The 16866-nt window shown below is 62.2% G+C and carries 12 protein-coding genes; 9 read left to right on the forward strand and 3 right to left on the reverse strand.

Annotated features, from left to right (window positions below):
• Nucleotides 1-43: 43 nt before the first annotated feature.
• The gene (gene xthA / locus AC07W0_RS07240; protein ID WP_046382874.1) at nucleotides 44-856 is read right to left on the reverse strand and encodes an exodeoxyribonuclease III; all 813 of its coding nucleotides are present in this window, start codon (nucleotides 854-856) and stop codon (nucleotides 44-46) included.
• Between the two features lie 168 nt (nucleotides 857-1024).
• Here xthA and AC07W0_RS07245 point away from each other — a divergent pair, with 168 nt between their 5' ends.
• The 7 genes from AC07W0_RS07245 to AC07W0_RS07275 all read left to right on the forward strand — a co-directional run bounded on the left by AC07W0_RS07245 (nucleotide 1025) and on the right by AC07W0_RS07275 (nucleotide 11942).
• On the forward strand, nucleotides 1025-1675 hold the full coding sequence (locus tag AC07W0_RS07245; protein ID WP_017848104.1) for a GNAT family N-acetyltransferase: 651 nt from the start codon (nucleotides 1025-1027) through the stop codon (nucleotides 1673-1675).
• Between the two features lie 63 nt (nucleotides 1676-1738).
• The gene (locus AC07W0_RS07250) at nucleotides 1739-3466 is read left to right on the forward strand and encodes an autotransporter assembly complex protein TamA (protein ID WP_102617250.1); all 1728 of its coding nucleotides are present in this window, start codon (nucleotides 1739-1741) and stop codon (nucleotides 3464-3466) included.
• On the forward strand, nucleotides 3466-7137 hold the full coding sequence (locus tag AC07W0_RS07255) for a translocation/assembly module TamB domain-containing protein (protein ID WP_102617249.1): 3672 nt from the start codon (nucleotides 3466-3468) through the stop codon (nucleotides 7135-7137). The genes AC07W0_RS07250 and AC07W0_RS07255 overlap by 1 nt, the downstream gene beginning before the upstream one ends.
• Before the next feature lie 142 nt (nucleotides 7138-7279).
• A complete protein-coding gene (locus tag AC07W0_RS07260) occupies nucleotides 7280-7753 on the forward strand; it encodes a MarR family winged helix-turn-helix transcriptional regulator (RefSeq protein WP_017848101.1) in 474 nt (157 codons plus the stop codon).
• On the forward strand, nucleotides 7750-9201 hold the full coding sequence (locus AC07W0_RS07265; RefSeq protein WP_046484984.1) for an efflux transporter outer membrane subunit: 1452 nt from the start codon (nucleotides 7750-7752) through the stop codon (nucleotides 9199-9201). Before AC07W0_RS07260 ends, AC07W0_RS07265 begins: the two co-directional genes overlap by 4 nt.
• A gap of 15 nt (nucleotides 9202-9216) precedes the next feature.
• A complete protein-coding gene (locus AC07W0_RS07270) occupies nucleotides 9217-10413 on the forward strand; it encodes an HlyD family secretion protein (RefSeq protein ID WP_046484987.1) in 1197 nt (398 codons plus the stop codon).
• Entirely contained in the window at nucleotides 10413-11942 is a 1530-nt protein-coding gene (locus tag AC07W0_RS07275) for a DHA2 family efflux MFS transporter permease subunit (protein WP_102617248.1), read from the forward strand. The genes AC07W0_RS07270 and AC07W0_RS07275 overlap by 1 nt, the downstream gene beginning before the upstream one ends.
• A gap of 267 nt (nucleotides 11943-12209) precedes the next feature.
• Here the strand turns inward: AC07W0_RS07275 and AC07W0_RS07280 are convergent, their stop codons facing one another.
• Nucleotides 12210-12959: a UDP-2,3-diacylglucosamine diphosphatase gene (locus AC07W0_RS07280; RefSeq protein WP_046484993.1), complete on the reverse strand. Its 750-nt coding sequence runs from the start codon at nucleotides 12957-12959 to the stop codon at nucleotides 12210-12212.
• On the reverse strand, nucleotides 12956-13459 hold the full coding sequence (locus AC07W0_RS07285; RefSeq protein WP_017848096.1) for a peptidylprolyl isomerase: 504 nt from the start codon (nucleotides 13457-13459) through the stop codon (nucleotides 12956-12958). The genes AC07W0_RS07280 and AC07W0_RS07285 overlap by 4 nt, the downstream gene beginning before the upstream one ends.
• Before the next feature lie 248 nt (nucleotides 13460-13707).
• On the opposite strand from AC07W0_RS07285, the gene AC07W0_RS07290 reads away from it, so the two are divergent.
• Both AC07W0_RS07290 and cysS read left to right on the forward strand, forming a co-directional pair.
• The gene (locus AC07W0_RS07290) at nucleotides 13708-15405 is read left to right on the forward strand and encodes a glutamine--tRNA ligase/YqeY domain fusion protein (protein WP_017848095.1); all 1698 of its coding nucleotides are present in this window, start codon (nucleotides 13708-13710) and stop codon (nucleotides 15403-15405) included.
• Between the two features lie 14 nt (nucleotides 15406-15419).
• On the forward strand, nucleotides 15420-16808 hold the full coding sequence (gene cysS / locus AC07W0_RS07295) for a cysteine--tRNA ligase (RefSeq protein ID WP_017848094.1): 1389 nt from the start codon (nucleotides 15420-15422) through the stop codon (nucleotides 16806-16808).
• The last annotated feature ends 58 nt before the right edge of the window (nucleotides 16809-16866 follow it).

Below are 16866 nucleotides of genomic sequence, written 5' to 3' on the forward strand. Positions count from 1 at the left end.
AGCGGGCTTGCTCCCACATTGTTTAAGCGTGCCGTCCGTGAAGTCAGCTCAATTCCAGCCAGATCGGTGCATGGTCCGAGGGTTTTTCCAGGCCGCGCAGTTCGTAGTCCACCCCAGCATCCTTGACCCTGGGCAGCAAGCCGTTGGACGCCAGGATCACATCGATACGCAGGCCACGCTTGGGTTCATCTTCAAACCCGCGACTGCGGTAGTCGAACCAGCTGAAGCGGTCGGTCACGTCGGGGTTGAGGTGGCGGAAGCTGTCCACCAGGCCCCAGTTCTTCAGGCGGGCCATCCACTCGCGCTCTTCCGGCAGGAAGCTGCACTTGCCGGTTTTCAGCCAGCGCTTGGCATTGTCGGGGCCAATGCCGATGTCACAGTCTTCCGGGGAAATATTCACATCGCCCATCACCACCAGCGCCTGGTCGTTGCTGAACTGGCTTTCCAGCAACTGTTGCAGGTCTGCGTAGAAGCGCTGCTTGGCCGGGAACTTGGTGGGGTGGTCGCGGCTTTCGCCTTGGGGGAAATAGCCGTTCATGATGGTGATCGGGTTGCCTTGCGCATCGGCGAAGGTGCCCCAGATAAAGCGGCGCTGGGCGTCTTCTTCATCGCTGGCAAAGCCTTTGTGTACGCTCAGCGCTTCCTGGCGCGAGAGCAGGGCCACGCCGTAATGGCCTTTCTGGCCGTGGTAGTACACGTGATACCCCAGGGCCTGCACTTCTGCCAGCGGGAACTGGTCGTCGTGGACCTTGGTTTCCTGCAGGCCGATCACATCGGGTTGATGCTTTTCAATCAGCGCCGCCAACTGATGCGGGCGAGCCCGTAGCCCGTTGATATTGAAAGAGACGATTTTCATGGTCGGCTGTCCAGTCTGGCAAAAGGGCGATGCTAGCCGACAAGTCGGACGGGGGCCAGCGTGGCGGTAGGACGGATGCGCTGCTAATGTCTGGGAACGACTCGCGCTGCGTAAGTTCGTACCCATAAGAACGCCGTCTTTTGAATGGCGCCCAGGGAGATTCACTGTATGTCTGACACTTCAACTGCGATTGCCGAAATCCGCCTGCTCAATAGCGACTATTCCAGCGAAGCGCGCTCCCTGTTGTACCAGGCTTATCGCCATGAGCCGACGTTCGCCTACATCTTCGAAGCTGAGCGGCCGGGGTATGAGCAGCGGGTCCGTGCCACCGTGCGCGAGTTGGTCAAACAGCATTTTTTCCAGAAGCTTCCCGCCATCGGCCTGTTCGTCGACGACCGACTGATCGGCGTTGCGTTGATCGCGCCACCCCAGCGGCGCCTGGGCATCACCGAGAGCTGGGCGTGGCAATTGCGCATGTGGTTGAGCACCGGTGTGCGGGGGACGCGGCGTTACCTGGATTATCACCAGGCGGTGCTGGCGTGCCTGCCCAGCGATTCGGTGCATGTGTTGCCGTTGCTGGGTATTCACCCGCAATTCCAGGGCAAGCACTTCGGTGAGCAACTGCTCGGCGCGGTACACAACTGGTGCGCCGAGGACCCGCATTCGTCCGGTGTGGTGCTCGATACCGGCAACTCACGTTACCTGGAGTTCTACAAGCGTCAGGGTTATGAGGAAATCGGCGAAGTTGCTGTAGGACCGATCCTGGAGCATGTGTTTTTCCATGCCAATCCACAGCCGTTACAGGCTGTAACGACTTGAGTCAGGATTTTCAGATAAATCCGAGTTCAAAGAGTCTCCTCAGCTCGTGTAGCATCCGCGCCTATGAAGTTTCCAGGAAGATTCACCAGCGGCTTGATTCTGCTGTTCACAAGCTGCGGCGCTTTGGCGCAAAGCGAACTGGACGTGCGAGTCAAACCCTCAAACGACGCGTTGAAAGCCAACATCGAAGGCTACATCGGCGGGGTAGGCGATCGCGATGAAGAAGCGTTGCTGCGCTTCAGCCGTGGCGCCGAAGAGCAGGCGCGCAAAGCGGCCCAGGCCTTGGGCTTCTATCAGCCGCAGATCAGCAGTGATGTGCAGGGCGGCAAGAACCCGCGCCTGACCCTGACCATCGAGCCCGGCGAACCGGTGCATTTGCGCGACGTGACCATTCGGGTCGACGGCCCGGCCGCGGCCCTCAAAGCCTTTCGTGTGCCTGCCAGCCGCGACCTTGAATCCGGTGCCGTGCTCAACCACGGCCATTACGAAGACGCCAAGCGTCTGATCCAGAACCAGGCCTCGCGCTACGGCTTTTTCAATGGGCGCTTTACCCGCCAGACCCTGTCGGTCGACCCCAAGGCGGGCGTCGCCGATATCGAACTGGTGTATTACAGCGGCCCGCGCTACACCTTGGGCAAGGTCAATTTTGCCGGCGATACGCCGTTCGATGAAGAACTGTTGCAACGCATGGTGCCGTTCAAAAACGGCGCGCCCTACGATTCCGAACTGATCGCCGAGTTGAACCAGAACCTGCAAGCCAGCGGCTTTTTCGAGGGCGTGCGGGTGGACGCCGCGCCGGCTGCGTCGGCCAACGATGTGATCCCGGTCGCGGTGCAACTGGAAACCCGCAAGCCACGCACCATGGGCCTGGGCCTCGGCTTTTCCACCGACGTCGGCCCGCGCGGCAAAGCCAACTGGACGCGCCACTGGGTCAATCCGCAGGGCCACAGTTACGGCTGGGAAGCCGAATTGTCGGCGCCACGGCAGAACGTCGGCCTGTGGTACGACATCCCGCTCGACCCACCGCTTACCGACAAACTGCGTTTTGCCGGCGGCTACCAGAATGAAGAACTGGCCAACACCGACACCCTGAGTAAATTGCTCACCCTCGGCCCGGAATGGCACAGCAAGTTGCCCAGCGGCTGGACCCGGGTGGTCTCCCTCAAGTGGCAGCGTGAAGAGTATCGCCTGGGCGATGACTCGGGCCTGAGCAACCTGTTGATGCCGGGGCTCAGCTATTCCTATTTGCGCAGCGACAACCGCATCGATCCCCACCACGGCTATCGCCTGCAATTCGACACCAAGCTGGCCAAGGAAGGCTTCGGCTCCGACACCAACCTGCTTTACGGCACGGCCATGGTCAAAGGCCTGACCACCGTGTGGGACAAGCACCGCTTCCTCGCGCGGGCGCAGATCGGCGGCAGCGCCACCAACGGCTACAAGTCGGTGCCGCCGTCGCTGCGTTTCTTTGCCGGTGGCGACCAGAGCGTGCGTGGTTACGAGTACCAGACCCTGTCGCCGGAGAACGACCGTGGCGACCGCATCGGTGGCCGCTACATGGTGGCCTTGAGCGCCGAGTATCAATATTCCATCGCCGAAAAATGGCGGATCGCGACCTTTATCGACCAGGGCAACTCCTTCAACACCCTGGAAATGCCAAGCCTGAAAACCGGCGTGGGCGTCGGCCTGCGCTGGGTGTCGCCCGTCGGGCCGATTCGCCTCGACCTGGCCCATGCCCTGGAAGACCCGGGCGGTATCCGTTTGCACTTTTCCATGGGGCCTGAGCTGTGATGCGTGGTTTGAAAATAGCCGGGCTGGCTGCCGTTGCCCTCCTGGCCGTGGTGTTGCTGGCGCTGTGGACCGTACTCGGAACCCAGGCGGGCAGCCGTTGGGCGTTGGGCCAGGTGCCGGGCTTGAGCGTGGACAATTTTCAGGGCCGTTTGGGCGGCCAATGGAGTGCCGAGCATCTGCTGTGGCAGCAGGGCAGTGACCGTGTCGAACTCAACGCGCCGACGTTCGACTGGTCGCCGGCCTGCCTGCTGCGCCTGACGCTGTGCATTGACCGGTTGGCGGTGGATCAAGTCAGCCTGCAATTTGCGCCGAGCACGGAGCCGAGCAGCGGGCCGATCCAGCTGCCGGCGCTGAAGTTGCCGGTTGCGCTCCAGTTGGGCGACGTTCGCGTCGGCAGCCTGCTGTTTAACGGCAGCGAGGAACTCAAGGGTATGCAACTGGCGGCGCATTGGACCGCCGCGGGCCTGCAGATCGATTCCGTGCATCTGCAACGCGACGATCTGGTGCTGGACCTGTCCGGGCTACTCCAACCCAGCGGTGACTGGCCGTTGACCGCCAGCGGCAACCTGAGCCTGCCTTACGCCCCCGGCGGCGCGCCGTGGACGGTGGCGTTCAGGGCCGATGGCGACCTGCTCAAGACCCTCAAGCTCGACGCCGACAGCAGCGGCTACCTGCCGGCCAAGCTCAGCGGCGAGTTGCAGCCGCTGGTGGAAAACCTGCCGGCACAGCTGCACATCACCGCCGACGCCTTCAAACCCAGCGCCGATTTGCCTGACACCCTGCAACTCAATCAACTTGACCTCACCGCCAAAGGCGACCTGGACAGCGGTTACCAATTGCTCGGCAAAGCCGTACTGCCCGCAGAAAAGGGCCCGGTGGACTTACTGCTGCAAGGTAAGGTCGATGCCAAGGGCGCGCAGATCGCCGGCCTGGATCTGAGCGCCGGTGACAAGCAAAGCCTGAAACTCACGGCACAGCTGGACTGGCAGCAGGGCTTCAGCGCCGATGCGAAAATCGATTGGCTGGACTTTCCCTGGCATCGCCTCTACCCCTTGATTGACGAGCCGCAAGTCATCTTGCGCACCTTCAATGGTGAAATTTCCTATAAAGACGGCAACTACCTCGGCAACCTCAAGGCCGACCTCGATGGCCCCGCGGGCAAATTCAATGTGGTCACGCCGTTCAGCGGCGACCTCAAACAAGTGTTCCTGCCCGAGCTGAAACTGACCGCTGGCCAAGGCAAGGCCGAAGGCCACCTCAACCTGCAGTTCGCCGACGGCCTCGCCTGGGACACGGCGCTCGACCTGTCGGCGCTGAACCCGGCGTACTGGGTCGCGGAGTTGCCAGGCACGCTGGCCGGACCGCTGCGCAGCAAAGGCGAGTTCAAGAACCAGCAGCTCAAACTGAGCGCCGACCTCGGCCTCAAGGGCCGTCTGCGCGGGCAGCCCGCCGTATTGGCCGCCAAGGCCGAAGGCGCGGGTGAGCAATGGACCCTGGCCAACCTGGATATCCGCCTGGGCGACAACCGCATCAACGGCAGCGGCAGCCTGCAACAACGCCTGGCCGGGCAGATCGATATCAAACTGACGCGGCTGGCCCAGCTGTGGCCGCAGTTACGCGGGCAGGTCAATGGCCGACTCGATGTGGCCGGTAGCCTCAAAGCGCCTCAAGGCAAACTCGACCTCAAGGGCCAGCAACTGGCGTTTGCCGACAATCGCCTGCAAAGCCTGAGCCTCGACGCCACGCTCGATAACGCCCAGCGCGCAAAGATCGACCTCAAGGGCAGCGGCATCCAAAGCGGCGACAGCCAAGTCGGCACCCTGACAGCCAGCGCCCAGGGCGATGTCAGGCAACAGAAGGTCCAGTTGGATCTGGCCGGCCCACTGGTCAAGCTGGCCCTGGCCCTGGATGGCAACCTCGACCAAGGCAACTGGCGCGGACGCCTGGCCAGCGGTGACGTGCAGGCCGGCGGCCAGGACTGGAAGCTGCAGGCCCCGGCGAAAATCGAGCGCCTGGCCGATGGCAGGCTGACCTTCGCCGCCCACTGCTGGGTCGCGGGCCCGGCCAGCCTGTGTGCTGAAGATCAGCGCCTGATGCCTGAACCGAAGCTGCGTTACCACCTCAAGCAATTCCCCATCGATAGCCTGGCGGCCTGGTTGCCCAAGGACTTCGCCTGGCAGGGCACGCTCAACGCCGACGTACAGCTCGACCTGCCGGCCAGCGGCCCCAAAGGCGTGATCGCAGTGGATGCCAGTGGCGGCACGTTGCGCGTCAAGGACAAGCACCAGTGGCTGGATTTCCCCTACGACACGCTGCAATTGGACGCCACTCTCAACCCCAAGCGCATCGACACCCAGCTCAACTTCCAGGGCGGCAAGCTCGGTGAGTTGCGGTTGCAGGCACAGATCAACCCGCTGGCGAAAAACAAGCCGATCACCGGTACTTTCAGCCTCACCGGTCTGGACCTCACCGTGGCGCGGCCGTTTGTGCCGATGGTGGAAAAACTCAACGGCAAGCTCAACGGCAATGGCCGCATCTCCGGTGGCCTGCTGGCGCCGCTGGTCAACGGCAGCATGAATCTGGTGGGCGGCGAGATTTCCGGGGCGGAACTGCCCATCAGCCTCGAAGGCTTGAACGTACAGGCGCTGATTGCCGGCGAAAGCGTGCAACTCGATGGCCGCTGGCACAGCGGCAAGGCCGGGCAGGGCAGCCTCAAGGGCCACATCGACTGGGGCCGCGCCCTGGCGGTCGACCTCAGCCTGCAAGGCGCGCACCTGCCGGTCACCGTCGAACCTTACGCGGTGCTGGAAGTTGCGCCCGACCTGAAGATCAGCCTGAAGAACGACAAGCTCGCGATCGCCGGCAAGGTGCAGATCCCGCGGGGTGACATCACCGTGCGCGAACTGCCGCCGTCGACGGTCAAGGTCTCCGATGACACGGTGATCGTCGGCAGCCAGACCGAAGAGGGCAAGCCGCCGATGGCAATGGCGATGGATATCGACGTGGCGGTGGGTGAAGACCAGCTCAACTTCTCGGGCTTCGGCCTCACCGCCAAGGTGCAGGGGCATGTGCATATCGGCGACAACCTGGACACCCGCGGCGAGCTGTGGCTCAACGACGGCCGCTACCGTGCCTACGGCCAGAAGCTGGATGTGCGCCGTGCGCGTTTGCTGTTCGCCGGGCCGCTCGACCAGCCTTATCTGGATATCGAAGCGATCCGCAAGACCGGCGATGTCGTCGCCGGTATCCGCCTGAGCGGCAGCGCCGAACAGCCCACTACGCAGATCTTCTCCGAGCCGGCCATGAGCCAGGAGCAGGCGCTGTCCTACCTGGTGCTCGGCCGCCCGCTGAGCACCACCGGTGAAGACAACAATATGCTCGCCCAAGCCGCCCTGGGCCTGGGCTTGATGGGCAGTGCCGGCGTGACCTCGGACATTGCCAAGGACCTCGGCATCCAGGATTTCGAGCTCGACACCCAAGGCAGCGGCACCAACACCGCCGTGGTCGCCAGCGGCAAGATCTCGGAGAAGCTCAGCCTGCGTTATGGGGTCGGGGTGTTCGAGCCGGCCAGCACCATTGCCTTGCGTTACCTGTTGAGCAAGAAGGTGTACCTGGAAGTGGCCAGTGGGGTGGCCAGTTCGTTGGATATTTTCTACAAGCGCGATTTCTAGCGCCGGACTCGGTAAAAAAGTGGGAGCGGGTGTCTGTGCTCGCATATACCAAGCAAGCTAATCATTTCATTTGACATTAGCTGCCTAAGCAGTAATATCTCGTCACACATTCGCTGCCTAGGCAGTAATAAGGTGACTTCCGATGAAACACTTCACCCCGGACAACTTCCACAACTGCCGCCTCGGGCTGTTGCTGGGCCGTGCGGCGATCCTTAAAGACAAAATCATCGACACCCATATGGAACCGCACGGCATCACCGCCGCGCAGTTCAAGGTGTTGATCATCATGGCGCAGTTCGGTGTCGACACCCCGGCGGAGCTGTGTCGCCACCTGTCCCTGGACAGCGGTTCGATGACCCGCATGCTCGATCGCCTGGAGCAAAAAGGCCTGCTTGATCGCAAGCGTTCGGCGCTGGACCGTCGCCAAGTGCAACTGGTGTTGACCGACGACGGCCAGCGCCTGGCGGACAGGCTGCCATATATCGGCGCCGAGGCGTTGAACCAGTTGGCCGGCGCACTGGAGCCGGATGAATTGCAAACCCTGGAAAAGCTCCTCAAGAAAATGCTGATAGCTGCCGGTGATCCGATCACCCTGCAGCGGGTAGGTAAAGCATGAATACACGTGCCCTTTGCCTGGTGCTGGCGGCCATGAGCATGGCCGGTTGCGCCAATTTCAGCGGCCTCGACACCCAGGGCCAACGCCTCGACGCGAACACCCTGCAGACCGGTAAGTCGTTGACCGGCGTGACCCTGTCGAGCGCCGCCTGGCCCAGCGCCGACTGGTGGAAAAGCCTCGGCGATCCGCAGCTCGACGGTTTGATCCAGGAAGCCCTGCAAAACAGTCCCGACATGCAAGTGGCCAGCGCCCGCGCCCACCAGGCCGAAGCCGCCGCCTATGCCGCCAACGCCGCACGCCTGCCGACCCTGGACGCCAGCGCCGGTGTGAGCCGTTCGCGCCTGGCCAGGGACAAGGACCCGCTGGGGCAGGGCGATGCCTACTCGACGGTGCGAAACATCGGCGCCAGCTTCAACTACAACTTCGACCTCTGGGGCGGCCAGCGTGCTGCCTGGGAAGCCGCGTTGGGCCAGGCCCGCGCCGCCGAAGTCGACCAGCAGGCCGCGCGCCTGACCCTGGCGGCCGATGTGGCCAAGGCCTATAGCGACCTGGGCCAGGCGCATATCGTGCGGGACCTGGCCAATGACGACCTCAAGCGCACCCGGCAAATGCTCAGCCTGAGCCAGCGCCGCCTGAACTCGGGCATCGACAGCCGGTACCAGTACCAGCAGACCGAAAGCCTGGAAGCCAGCTCCCAGTCGCAACTGATCGATGCGGAAAAACAACTGCAGAGCGCGAAAATCGCCCTGGCGGTATTGCTCGGCAAAGGCCCGGACCGCGGCAACGAACTGGCGCGCCCGGCGGTGCTCAAGCCCAGCGCCGTCGCCGTGCCCTCGGTGCTGCCCGCCGAACTGCTGGGCCGGCGCCCGGACCTGATCGCCGCACGTTGGCGGGTGGAAGCGGCGAGCAAGAATATCGCCGCCGGCAAGGCCAGCTTCTACCCCAACCTCAACCTGAGCGCGAGCGCCGGGGCCGAGTCGTTGCTGGGGGATGCGATGTTCGGTTCGGCCAGCCGCTTCTTCAACATTGCGCCGACGATTTCGCTGCCGATTTTCGATGGCGGCCGCCTGCGCGCCAACCTCGATGCGCGCGATGCCGACTATGACCTGGCCGTGGCCCAGTACAACAAAACCCTGGTGCAAGCCCTCGGCGATATTGGCAACAGCCTTTCACAACTGCGCGAAACCGGTCGGCAGATCCAGGCCCAGCAACACGCCGCGGACATTGCCCAGCAGTCCTACGACACCGCGATGCAGCGTTACAGCTCCGGGATCGGCAACTACCTGGACGTGCTCAGCATCGAGCAGCAATTGCTGCAGGCCCAGCGTCAGCTGGCGACCTTGAACGCCGCGCAAATCGATCTGTCGATCCAATTGATGCAAGCCCTGGGTGGCGGCTACGACGCCGCAAATGTGGCATCGACCACCCCAGCTACACGCACGGAATAATTTGAGGTAACTGACATGGCCACTGCCGAAAGCAACAACGCAACGGGAACGCCCGATAACAACCCGCGCAAACGCAAAGTCATGCTGGTCGGCCTGGTGCTGATCGTCATCCTCGGCGTGGTCGGCGTGTGGGGTTGGTATGAACTCTACGGCCGCTTCAATGAAAGCACCGACGACGCCTACGTGAACGGCAACGTGGTGGAAATCACCCCGCTGGTCACCGGCACCGTGGTCAGCATCGGCGCCGACGATGGCGACCTGGTCCACGAAGGCCAGGTGTTGATCAACTTCGACCCTAACGACGCCGCGGTCGGCCTGCAAAGTGCGCAGGCCAACCTGGCCCGCACGGTGCGCCAGGTGCGGGGCTTGTACAGCAACGTCGACGGCATGAAAGCCCAGGTCAATGCGCAGAAAGCCGACGTGCAAACTGCCCAGGACAACTACAACCGGCGTAAGACCCTGGCCCAGGGCGGGGCGATTTCCCAGGAAGAACTGTCCCACGCCCGCGACAGCCTGACCGCGGCCAAGAATGCCCTGACCAACCTTGAGCAGCAGCTCAAAAGCAGCAACGCCCTGGTCGACGACACGGTGATCTCGTCCCATCCGGACGTGCAAGCCGCCGCCGCGCAACTGCGCCAGGCCTACCTGGCCAATGCGCGCAGCACCCTGATCGCCCCCGTCACTGGCTATGTGGCCAAGCGCACCGTGCAACTGGGCCAGCGCGTGCAGCCGGGGACGGCGTTGATGGCGGTGATCCCGCTGAACCAGCTGTGGATCGATGCCAACTTCAAGGAAACCCAACTGCGCAATATGCGTATCGGCCAACCGGTGGACATCGAAGCGGACATTTACGGCAGCGATGTGAAGTTCAGCGGCACCATCGACAGCCTCGGCGCCGGCACCGGCAGCGCGTTTGCCTTGCTGCCTGCGCAGAACGCCACCGGCAACTGGATCAAGATCGTGCAACGGGTGCCGGTACGCATCCACGTCAATGCCGAAGAACTGGCCAAACACCCCCTGCGGGTGGGCTTGAGCACGGTGGTCAGCGTCGACCTGCATGACCAGAGCGGCCCGGTACTGGCGCAACAGGCGCCGCAAAAGGCCTCGTTCACCACCAACGTGTATGACCGCCAGTTGGCCGAAGCCGATGCCATGATCACCCAGTTGATTCATGACAACAGCCTCGCCGCGCCCAAGGCTGTGCAACGCTGATGAGCCAGAACGCGTCCTTCTCGCCACCCAGCTTGGTGATGGCCACGATTGGCCTGTCGCTGGCGACCTTCATGCAGGTGCTCGATACCACGATCGCCAACGTGGCGTTGCCGACCATTTCCGGCAACCTTGGCGTGAGTTCGGAGCAGGGCACCTGGGTGATCACCTCGTTTGCGGTGAGCAACGCCATTGCCCTGCCGCTGACCGGCTGGTTGAGCCGGCGCTTCGGCGAGGTGAAGCTGTTTCTCTGGGCCACCGTGCTGTTTGTGCTGGCCTCGTTTCTCTGCGGTATTTCCACGTCGATGCCCGAGCTGATCGGCTTTCGGGTGTTGCAAGGCCTGGTGGCGGGGCCGTTGTACCCGATGACCCAAACGTTGCTGATCGCGGTCTACCCGCCGGCGAGGCGCGGCATGGCCCTGGCACTGCTGGCGATGGTCACGGTGGTGGCGCCGATCGCCGGCCCCATCCTCGGCGGCTGGATCACCGACAGCTACAGCTGGCCGTGGATCTTCTTCATCAACGTGCCCATCGGCATCTTTGCGGTGATGGTGGTGCGTTCGCAGTTGAAGAAACGCCCGGTGGTCACCAGCTACCAGCCGATGGACTATGTGGGGTTGTTGAGCTTGATCGTCGGGGTCGGCGCGTTGCAGATCATCCTCGACAAGGGCAACGACCTGGACTGGTTCGAATCCAACTTCATCATCGTGGGGGCGGCGATTTCGGTGATTGCCCTGGCGGTGTTCATCATCTGGGAGATGACCGACAAACACCCGGTGGTCAACCTGCGGCTGTTTGCCTACCGCAACTTCCGCATCGGCACCATCGTGCTGGTCCTCGGCTACGCGGGCTTCTTCGGCATCAACCTGATCCTGCCGCAGTGGCTGCAAACCCAGATGGGCTACACCGCGACCTGGGCCGGGCTGGCCGTGGCGCCGATCGGTATTCTGCCGGTGCTGATGTCGCCGTTTGTCGGTAAGTACGCGCACCGATTCGACCTGCGCGTCCTGGCGGGCCTGGCGTTCCTGGCGATTGGCTTGAGCTGCTTCATGCGCGCCAGTTTCACCAATGAGGTGGACTTCCAGCACATCGCCCTGGTGCAGTTGTTCATGGGCATCGGCGTGGCGCTGTTCTTCATGCCGACCTTGAGCATCCTGATGTCCGACCTGCCGCCGCACCAGATCGCCGACGGCGCCGGCCTGGCGACGTTCCTGCGGACCCTGGGCGGCAGCTTCGCGGCCTCGCTGACCACCTGGATCTGGATTCGCCGCGCCGACCAGCACCATGCGTACATGAGCGAGAACATGACCACCTACGACGCGGCGACCCGCGATGCGTTGAATGCGTTGGGCGGCGCGGGGCAAAAGGCCTACGCCCAACTCGAGCAGATCCTCACCAGCCAGGCGTACATGATGTCCACCGTGGATTACTTCACGTTGCTGGGGTGGATGTTCATGGGCTTGATGCTGCTGGTGTGGCTGGCCAAACCGCCGTTTACCGCGAAGGCGGGCCCGGCTGCATCAGGACACTGATCGGCCAAGGCTGAAATGCAATCAACCAGGGCTGGAATGCAATCAACCAGGGCTGAAATGCAATCAACCAAGGTTGGAATGCAATCAACCAGGGCTGAAATGCAATCAACCAAGGTTGGAATGCAATCAACCAGGGTTGGAATGCAATCAACCAAGGTTGGAATGCAATCAACTGTGGGAGGGGGCTTGCCCCCGATAGCGGTGTATCAGTCAACCTATTTGAAGCTGACCCACTGCCATCGGGGGCAAGCCCCCTCCCACAGTTGATCAGGCGCCGGGCAGTGCCAGTTGCGGATTGACGAAGTCAAACGCCGCCAGCTGAAACCCTTGCTCATCCACCTGCAATGCCCAGCCTTGCTTGTCCCAATCCCCCAGCACAATACGCTTGGCCGCCTGCTCGCCGATCTGCAACTTATGAATGGCGGGGCGGTGCGTATGGCCGTGGACCAGGGTACGCACACCGAACTGCTGCATCACCCGCGGCACTTCTTCGGGGGTGACGTCGACAATGTCGTTGGCTTTCATCCGCGTCTGCGCCCGGCTTTCGTTGCGCAGCTTGCGCGCCAGTTTGTGGCGGGTGCGCAAGGGCAGGTGACGCAGGATAAACAGCACAATCGGGTTGCGCAGGATGCGCCGCAGCTTCATATAGCCGACGTCGCGGGTGCAGAGGCTGTCGCCGTGCATCAGCAGCACGGGCTCGCCGGCGAGTTGCACGACGCTCGGGTCCTTGAGCAGCTTGGCGCCTGCGGCTTTGCAGAACGTCTTGCCGAGCAGGAAGTCGCGGTTGCCGTGCATGATGAAAATCGCGGTGCCGCTGTCGCTCAGTTCGCGCAGGGCCGCGCAAATCGAGCGCTGGAAAGGGGTGATCCCATCGTCGCCAACCCAGGCTTCAAAGAAGTCCCCGAGGATGTACAACGCCTGGGCGCCACGGGCGCGGCCGTGGAGTAAATCCAGAAACGCCCGGGTAATGTCCGGGCGTTCCTCTTCCAGATGCAAGTCTGAAATCAGCAATATCACTCAATGATCTCGGCTTTCTCGATGATCACGTCGTCTGCTGGCACGTCTTGGTGGCCGGCTTTGCTGGTGGTGGCAACGCCTTTGATCTTGTCGACGACGTCAGTGCCTTCGGTGACTTTACCGAACACCGCGTAGCCCCAGCCCTGCACGTTCTTGCCGCTGTGGTTGAGGAAGGCGTTGTCGGCGACGTTGATGAAGAACTGCGCGGAGGCCGAATGCGGCTCCATGGTACGGGCCATGGCGACGGTGTATTTGTCGTTGGAAAGGCCGTTGTCCGCTTCGTTCTGGATGCTTGGGCGCTTGTCTTTCTTTTCTTTCATGCCAGGCTCGAAACCGCCGCCCTGGACCATGAAGTTGCCGATGACACGGTGGAAAACGGTGTTTTCGTAGTGGCCGGCTTTCACGTATTCAATGAAGTTGGCGACGGTGATCGGCGCTTTCTCGGCGTTCAGCTCGATGACGATGTCACCGTGGTTGGTGGTCAGTTTGACTTGAGTCATGTGTACTACTCTTTTCAGGGAATTCGTGGGTTCGGGCGCTGTGCGCCTGACCTGTTTGGCTAAACGTTGGCCAAGACGCGCAGTTTAGCGTGCCCTGCGGGAATTTCGAGGTGGTTTTTTACCGCCCGGGCAATTAAAGCAGCAGTTTTTGGCCGCACCCTGTCAGGCGGTTGACCGCTTCGGCTATGATAAGCCCTTTGTTTTATCTGGCCTGCCCAAGGCCACGTACTCGTCTGTTCAAGGATAATATGAGCAAGCCCACTGTCGACCCTACCTCGAACGCCAAGGCCGGTCCTGCCGCCACGGTCAATTTCCTGCGCCCGATCATCCAGGCGGACCTGGATTCGGGCAAGCACACGCAGATCGTCACGCGCTTTCCGCCGGAGCCCAACGGCTACCTGCACATCGGTCACGCCAAGTCGATCTGTGTGAACTTCGGTCTGGCCCAGGAGTTCGGTGGCGTCACGCACCTGCGTTTCGACGATACCAACCCGGCCAAGGAAGACCAGGAATACATCGACGCCATCGAAAGCGACATCAAGTGGCTGGGCTTCGAATGGTCCGGTGAAGTGCGCTATGCGTCCAAGTATTTTGACCAGTTGTTCGACTGGGCCATCGTGCTGATCAAGGCCGGCAAGGCCTACGTCGACGACCTCACCCCTGAACAGGCCAAGGAATACCGTGGCACGCTGACCGAGCCGGGCAAGAACAGCCCGTTCCGCGACCGTTCGGTGGAAGAGAACCTGGACTGGTTCGCCCGCATGCGCGCCGGTGAGTTCGCAGACGGTGCCCGTGTACTGCGTGCCAAGATCGACATGGCCTCGCCGAACATGAACCTGCGCGACCCGATCATGTACCGCATCCGCCATGCCCATCACCACCAGACCGGTGACAAGTGGTGCATCTACCCGAACTACGACTTCACTCACGGCCAGTCGGACGCCATCGAAGGCATCACCCACTCCATCTGCACCCTGGAGTTCGAAAGCCACCGTCCGCTGTACGAATGGTTCCTGGAGCACCTGCCGGTTCCGGCACACCCGCGCCAGTACGAATTCAGCCGCCTGAACCTGAACTACACCATCACCAGCAAGCGCAAGCTCAAGCAACTGGTGGATGAACAGCACGTCAACGGCTGGGACGACCCGCGCATGTCGACGCTGTCGGGCTTCCGCCGTCGCGGTTACACGCCCAAGTCCATCCGCAACTTCTGCGAAATGGTCGGCACCAACCGTTCCGACGGCGTGGTCGATTTCGGCATGCTCGAATTCAGCATCCGTGACGACCTCGACCACAGCGCCCCGCGCGCCATGTGCGTGCTGCGCCCGCTGAAAGTCGTGATCACCAACTACCCGGAAGGCCAGGTCGAGAACCTCGAACTGCCACGCCACCCGAAAGAAGACATGGGCGTGCGCGCACTGCCGTTTGCCCGTGAAATCTACATCGACCGTGACGACTTCATGGAAGAGCCGCCAAAAGGCTACAAGCGCCTGGAACCTACCGGCGAAGTGCGCCTGCGCGGCAGCTACGTGATCCGCGCCGACGAAGCGATCAAGGACGCCGCGGGCAACATCGTCGAACTGCGCTGCTCGTATGATCCAGAAACCCTGGGCAAAAACCCTGAAGGCCGCAAGGTCAAGGGCGTGATCCACTGGGTGCCGGCCGCCGCCAGCGTCGAGTGCGAAGTGCGTCTGTACGACCGTCTGTTCCGTTCGCCGAACCCTGAGAAAGCCGAAGACAGCGCGAGCTTCCTCGACAACATCAATCCGAACTCCCTGCAAGTACTCACGGGTTGTCGTGCCGAGCCATCCCTTGGCAATGCACAGCCGGAAGACCGTTTCCAGTTCGAGCGCGAAGGCTACTTCTGCGCGGATATCAAGGACTCGAAACCTGGCCATCCGGTATTCAACCGTACCGTGACCTTGCGTGATTCGTGGGGCCAGTGATTTAAGGAACCGTCGTGCTAACGATCTACAACACGCTCAGCAAGAGCAAAGAAGTCTTCAAGCCGTTGGATGGCAACAAGGTACGCATGTACGTGTGCGGCATGACCGTGTACGACTACTGCCACATCGGCCACGGCCGCAGCATGGTCGCCTTTGACCTGGTGACCCGCTGGTTGCGTTTCAGCGGCTACGACTTGACCTATGTGCGCAACATCACCGACATCGACGACAAGATCATCAACCGCGCCAAGGAAAACGGCGAGCCGTTCGACGTCCTGACCGCGCGCATGATCGCCGCCATGCACGAGGACGAGGCGCGCCTCAACATCCTCAAGCCGGACATGGAACCGCGTGCCACGGACCATATCCCGGGCATGCACGCGATGATCCAGACCTTGATCGACAAGGGCTACGCCTACGCTCCAGGCAATGGCGACGTGTACTACCGCGTCGCCAAGTTCATGGGCTACGGCAAGCTGTCGCGCAAGAAAATCGAAGACCTGCGCATCGGCGCGCGCATCGAAGTCGACGAAGCCAAGCAAGACCCGCTCGACTTCGTGCTGTGGAAAGGCACCAAGCCCGGCGAGCCAAGCTGGGAATCGCCTTGGGGCGCCGGGCGTCCGGGCTGGCACATCGAATGCTCGGTGATGTCCACCTGCTGCCTGGGCGAGACCTTCGACATTCATGGCGGCGGCAGCGACCTCGAGTTCCCGCACCACGAAAACGAAATCGCCCAAAGCGAAGCCGCCACCGGCAAGACCTACGCCAACGCCTGGATGCACTGCGGCATGATCCGCATCAATGGCGAGAAGATGTCCAAGTCCTTGAACAACTTCTTCACCATCCGTGACGTGCTGGAAAAGTACCACCCGGAGGTGGTCCGCTACCTGCTGGTGTCCAGCCACTACCGCAGCGCGATCAACTACTCGGAAGACAACCTCAAGGACGCCAAAGGCGCCCTGGAGCGTTTCTACCACGCGTTGAAAGGCCTGCCCTCTGTGGCGCCGGCCGGCGGCGAAGCGTTCGTGGCCCGCTTCACCGAAGTGATGAACGACGACTTCGGCACACCGGAAGCCTGCGCGGTGCTGTTCGAGATGGTGCGCGAGATCAACCGCCTGCGTGAGAGCGATCTCGACGCAGCGGCCGGTCTGGCTGCACGCCTGAAAGAACTGGCCAGCGTGCTGGGCGTGTTGCAGATGGAAGCCGACGACTTCCTGCAAGCCGGCGCCGAAGGGCGTGTGGATGCGGCTGAAGTGGACGCGCTGATCCAGGCGCGCTTGACGGCGCGGGCCAACAAGGACTGGGCGGAGTCCGACCGGATCCGTGACCAACTGACCGCGATGGGTGTGGTGTTGGAAGACGGCAAGGGTGGGACGACGTGGCGCTTGGCTGATCAGGCTTGATCAGTAAACGCTGAATGAAAAACGCCCCGACTGGTTCGGGGCGTTTTTCATTTTGGGC

Source organism: Pseudomonas sp. GW704-F2, assembly GCF_059423025.1.

Excerpts from the sequence above, each read along its gene's own strand:
- xthA (WP_046382874.1), bottom strand. The coding sequence starts at position 856 with ATGAAAATCGTCTCTTTCAATATCAACGGGCTACGGGCTCGCCCGCAT.
- AC07W0_RS07245 (WP_017848104.1), top strand. The coding sequence starts at position 1,025 with ATGTCTGACACTTCAACTGCGATTGCCGAAATCCGCCTGCTCAATAGC.
- AC07W0_RS07250 (WP_102617250.1), top strand. The coding sequence starts at position 1,739 with ATGAAGTTTCCAGGAAGATTCACCAGCGGCTTGATTCTGCTGTTCACA.
- AC07W0_RS07255 (WP_102617249.1), top strand. The coding sequence starts at position 3,466 with ATGCGTGGTTTGAAAATAGCCGGGCTGGCTGCCGTTGCCCTCCTGGCC.
- AC07W0_RS07260 (WP_017848101.1), top strand. The coding sequence starts at position 7,280 with ATGAAACACTTCACCCCGGACAACTTCCACAACTGCCGCCTCGGGCTG.
- AC07W0_RS07265 (WP_046484984.1), top strand. The coding sequence starts at position 7,750 with ATGAATACACGTGCCCTTTGCCTGGTGCTGGCGGCCATGAGCATGGCC.
- AC07W0_RS07270 (WP_046484987.1), top strand. The coding sequence starts at position 9,217 with ATGGCCACTGCCGAAAGCAACAACGCAACGGGAACGCCCGATAACAAC.
- AC07W0_RS07275 (WP_102617248.1), top strand. The coding sequence starts at position 10,413 with ATGAGCCAGAACGCGTCCTTCTCGCCACCCAGCTTGGTGATGGCCACG.
- AC07W0_RS07285 (WP_017848096.1), bottom strand. The coding sequence starts at position 13,459 with ATGACTCAAGTCAAACTGACCACCAACCACGGTGACATCGTCATCGAG.
- AC07W0_RS07290 (WP_017848095.1), top strand. The coding sequence starts at position 13,708 with ATGAGCAAGCCCACTGTCGACCCTACCTCGAACGCCAAGGCCGGTCCT.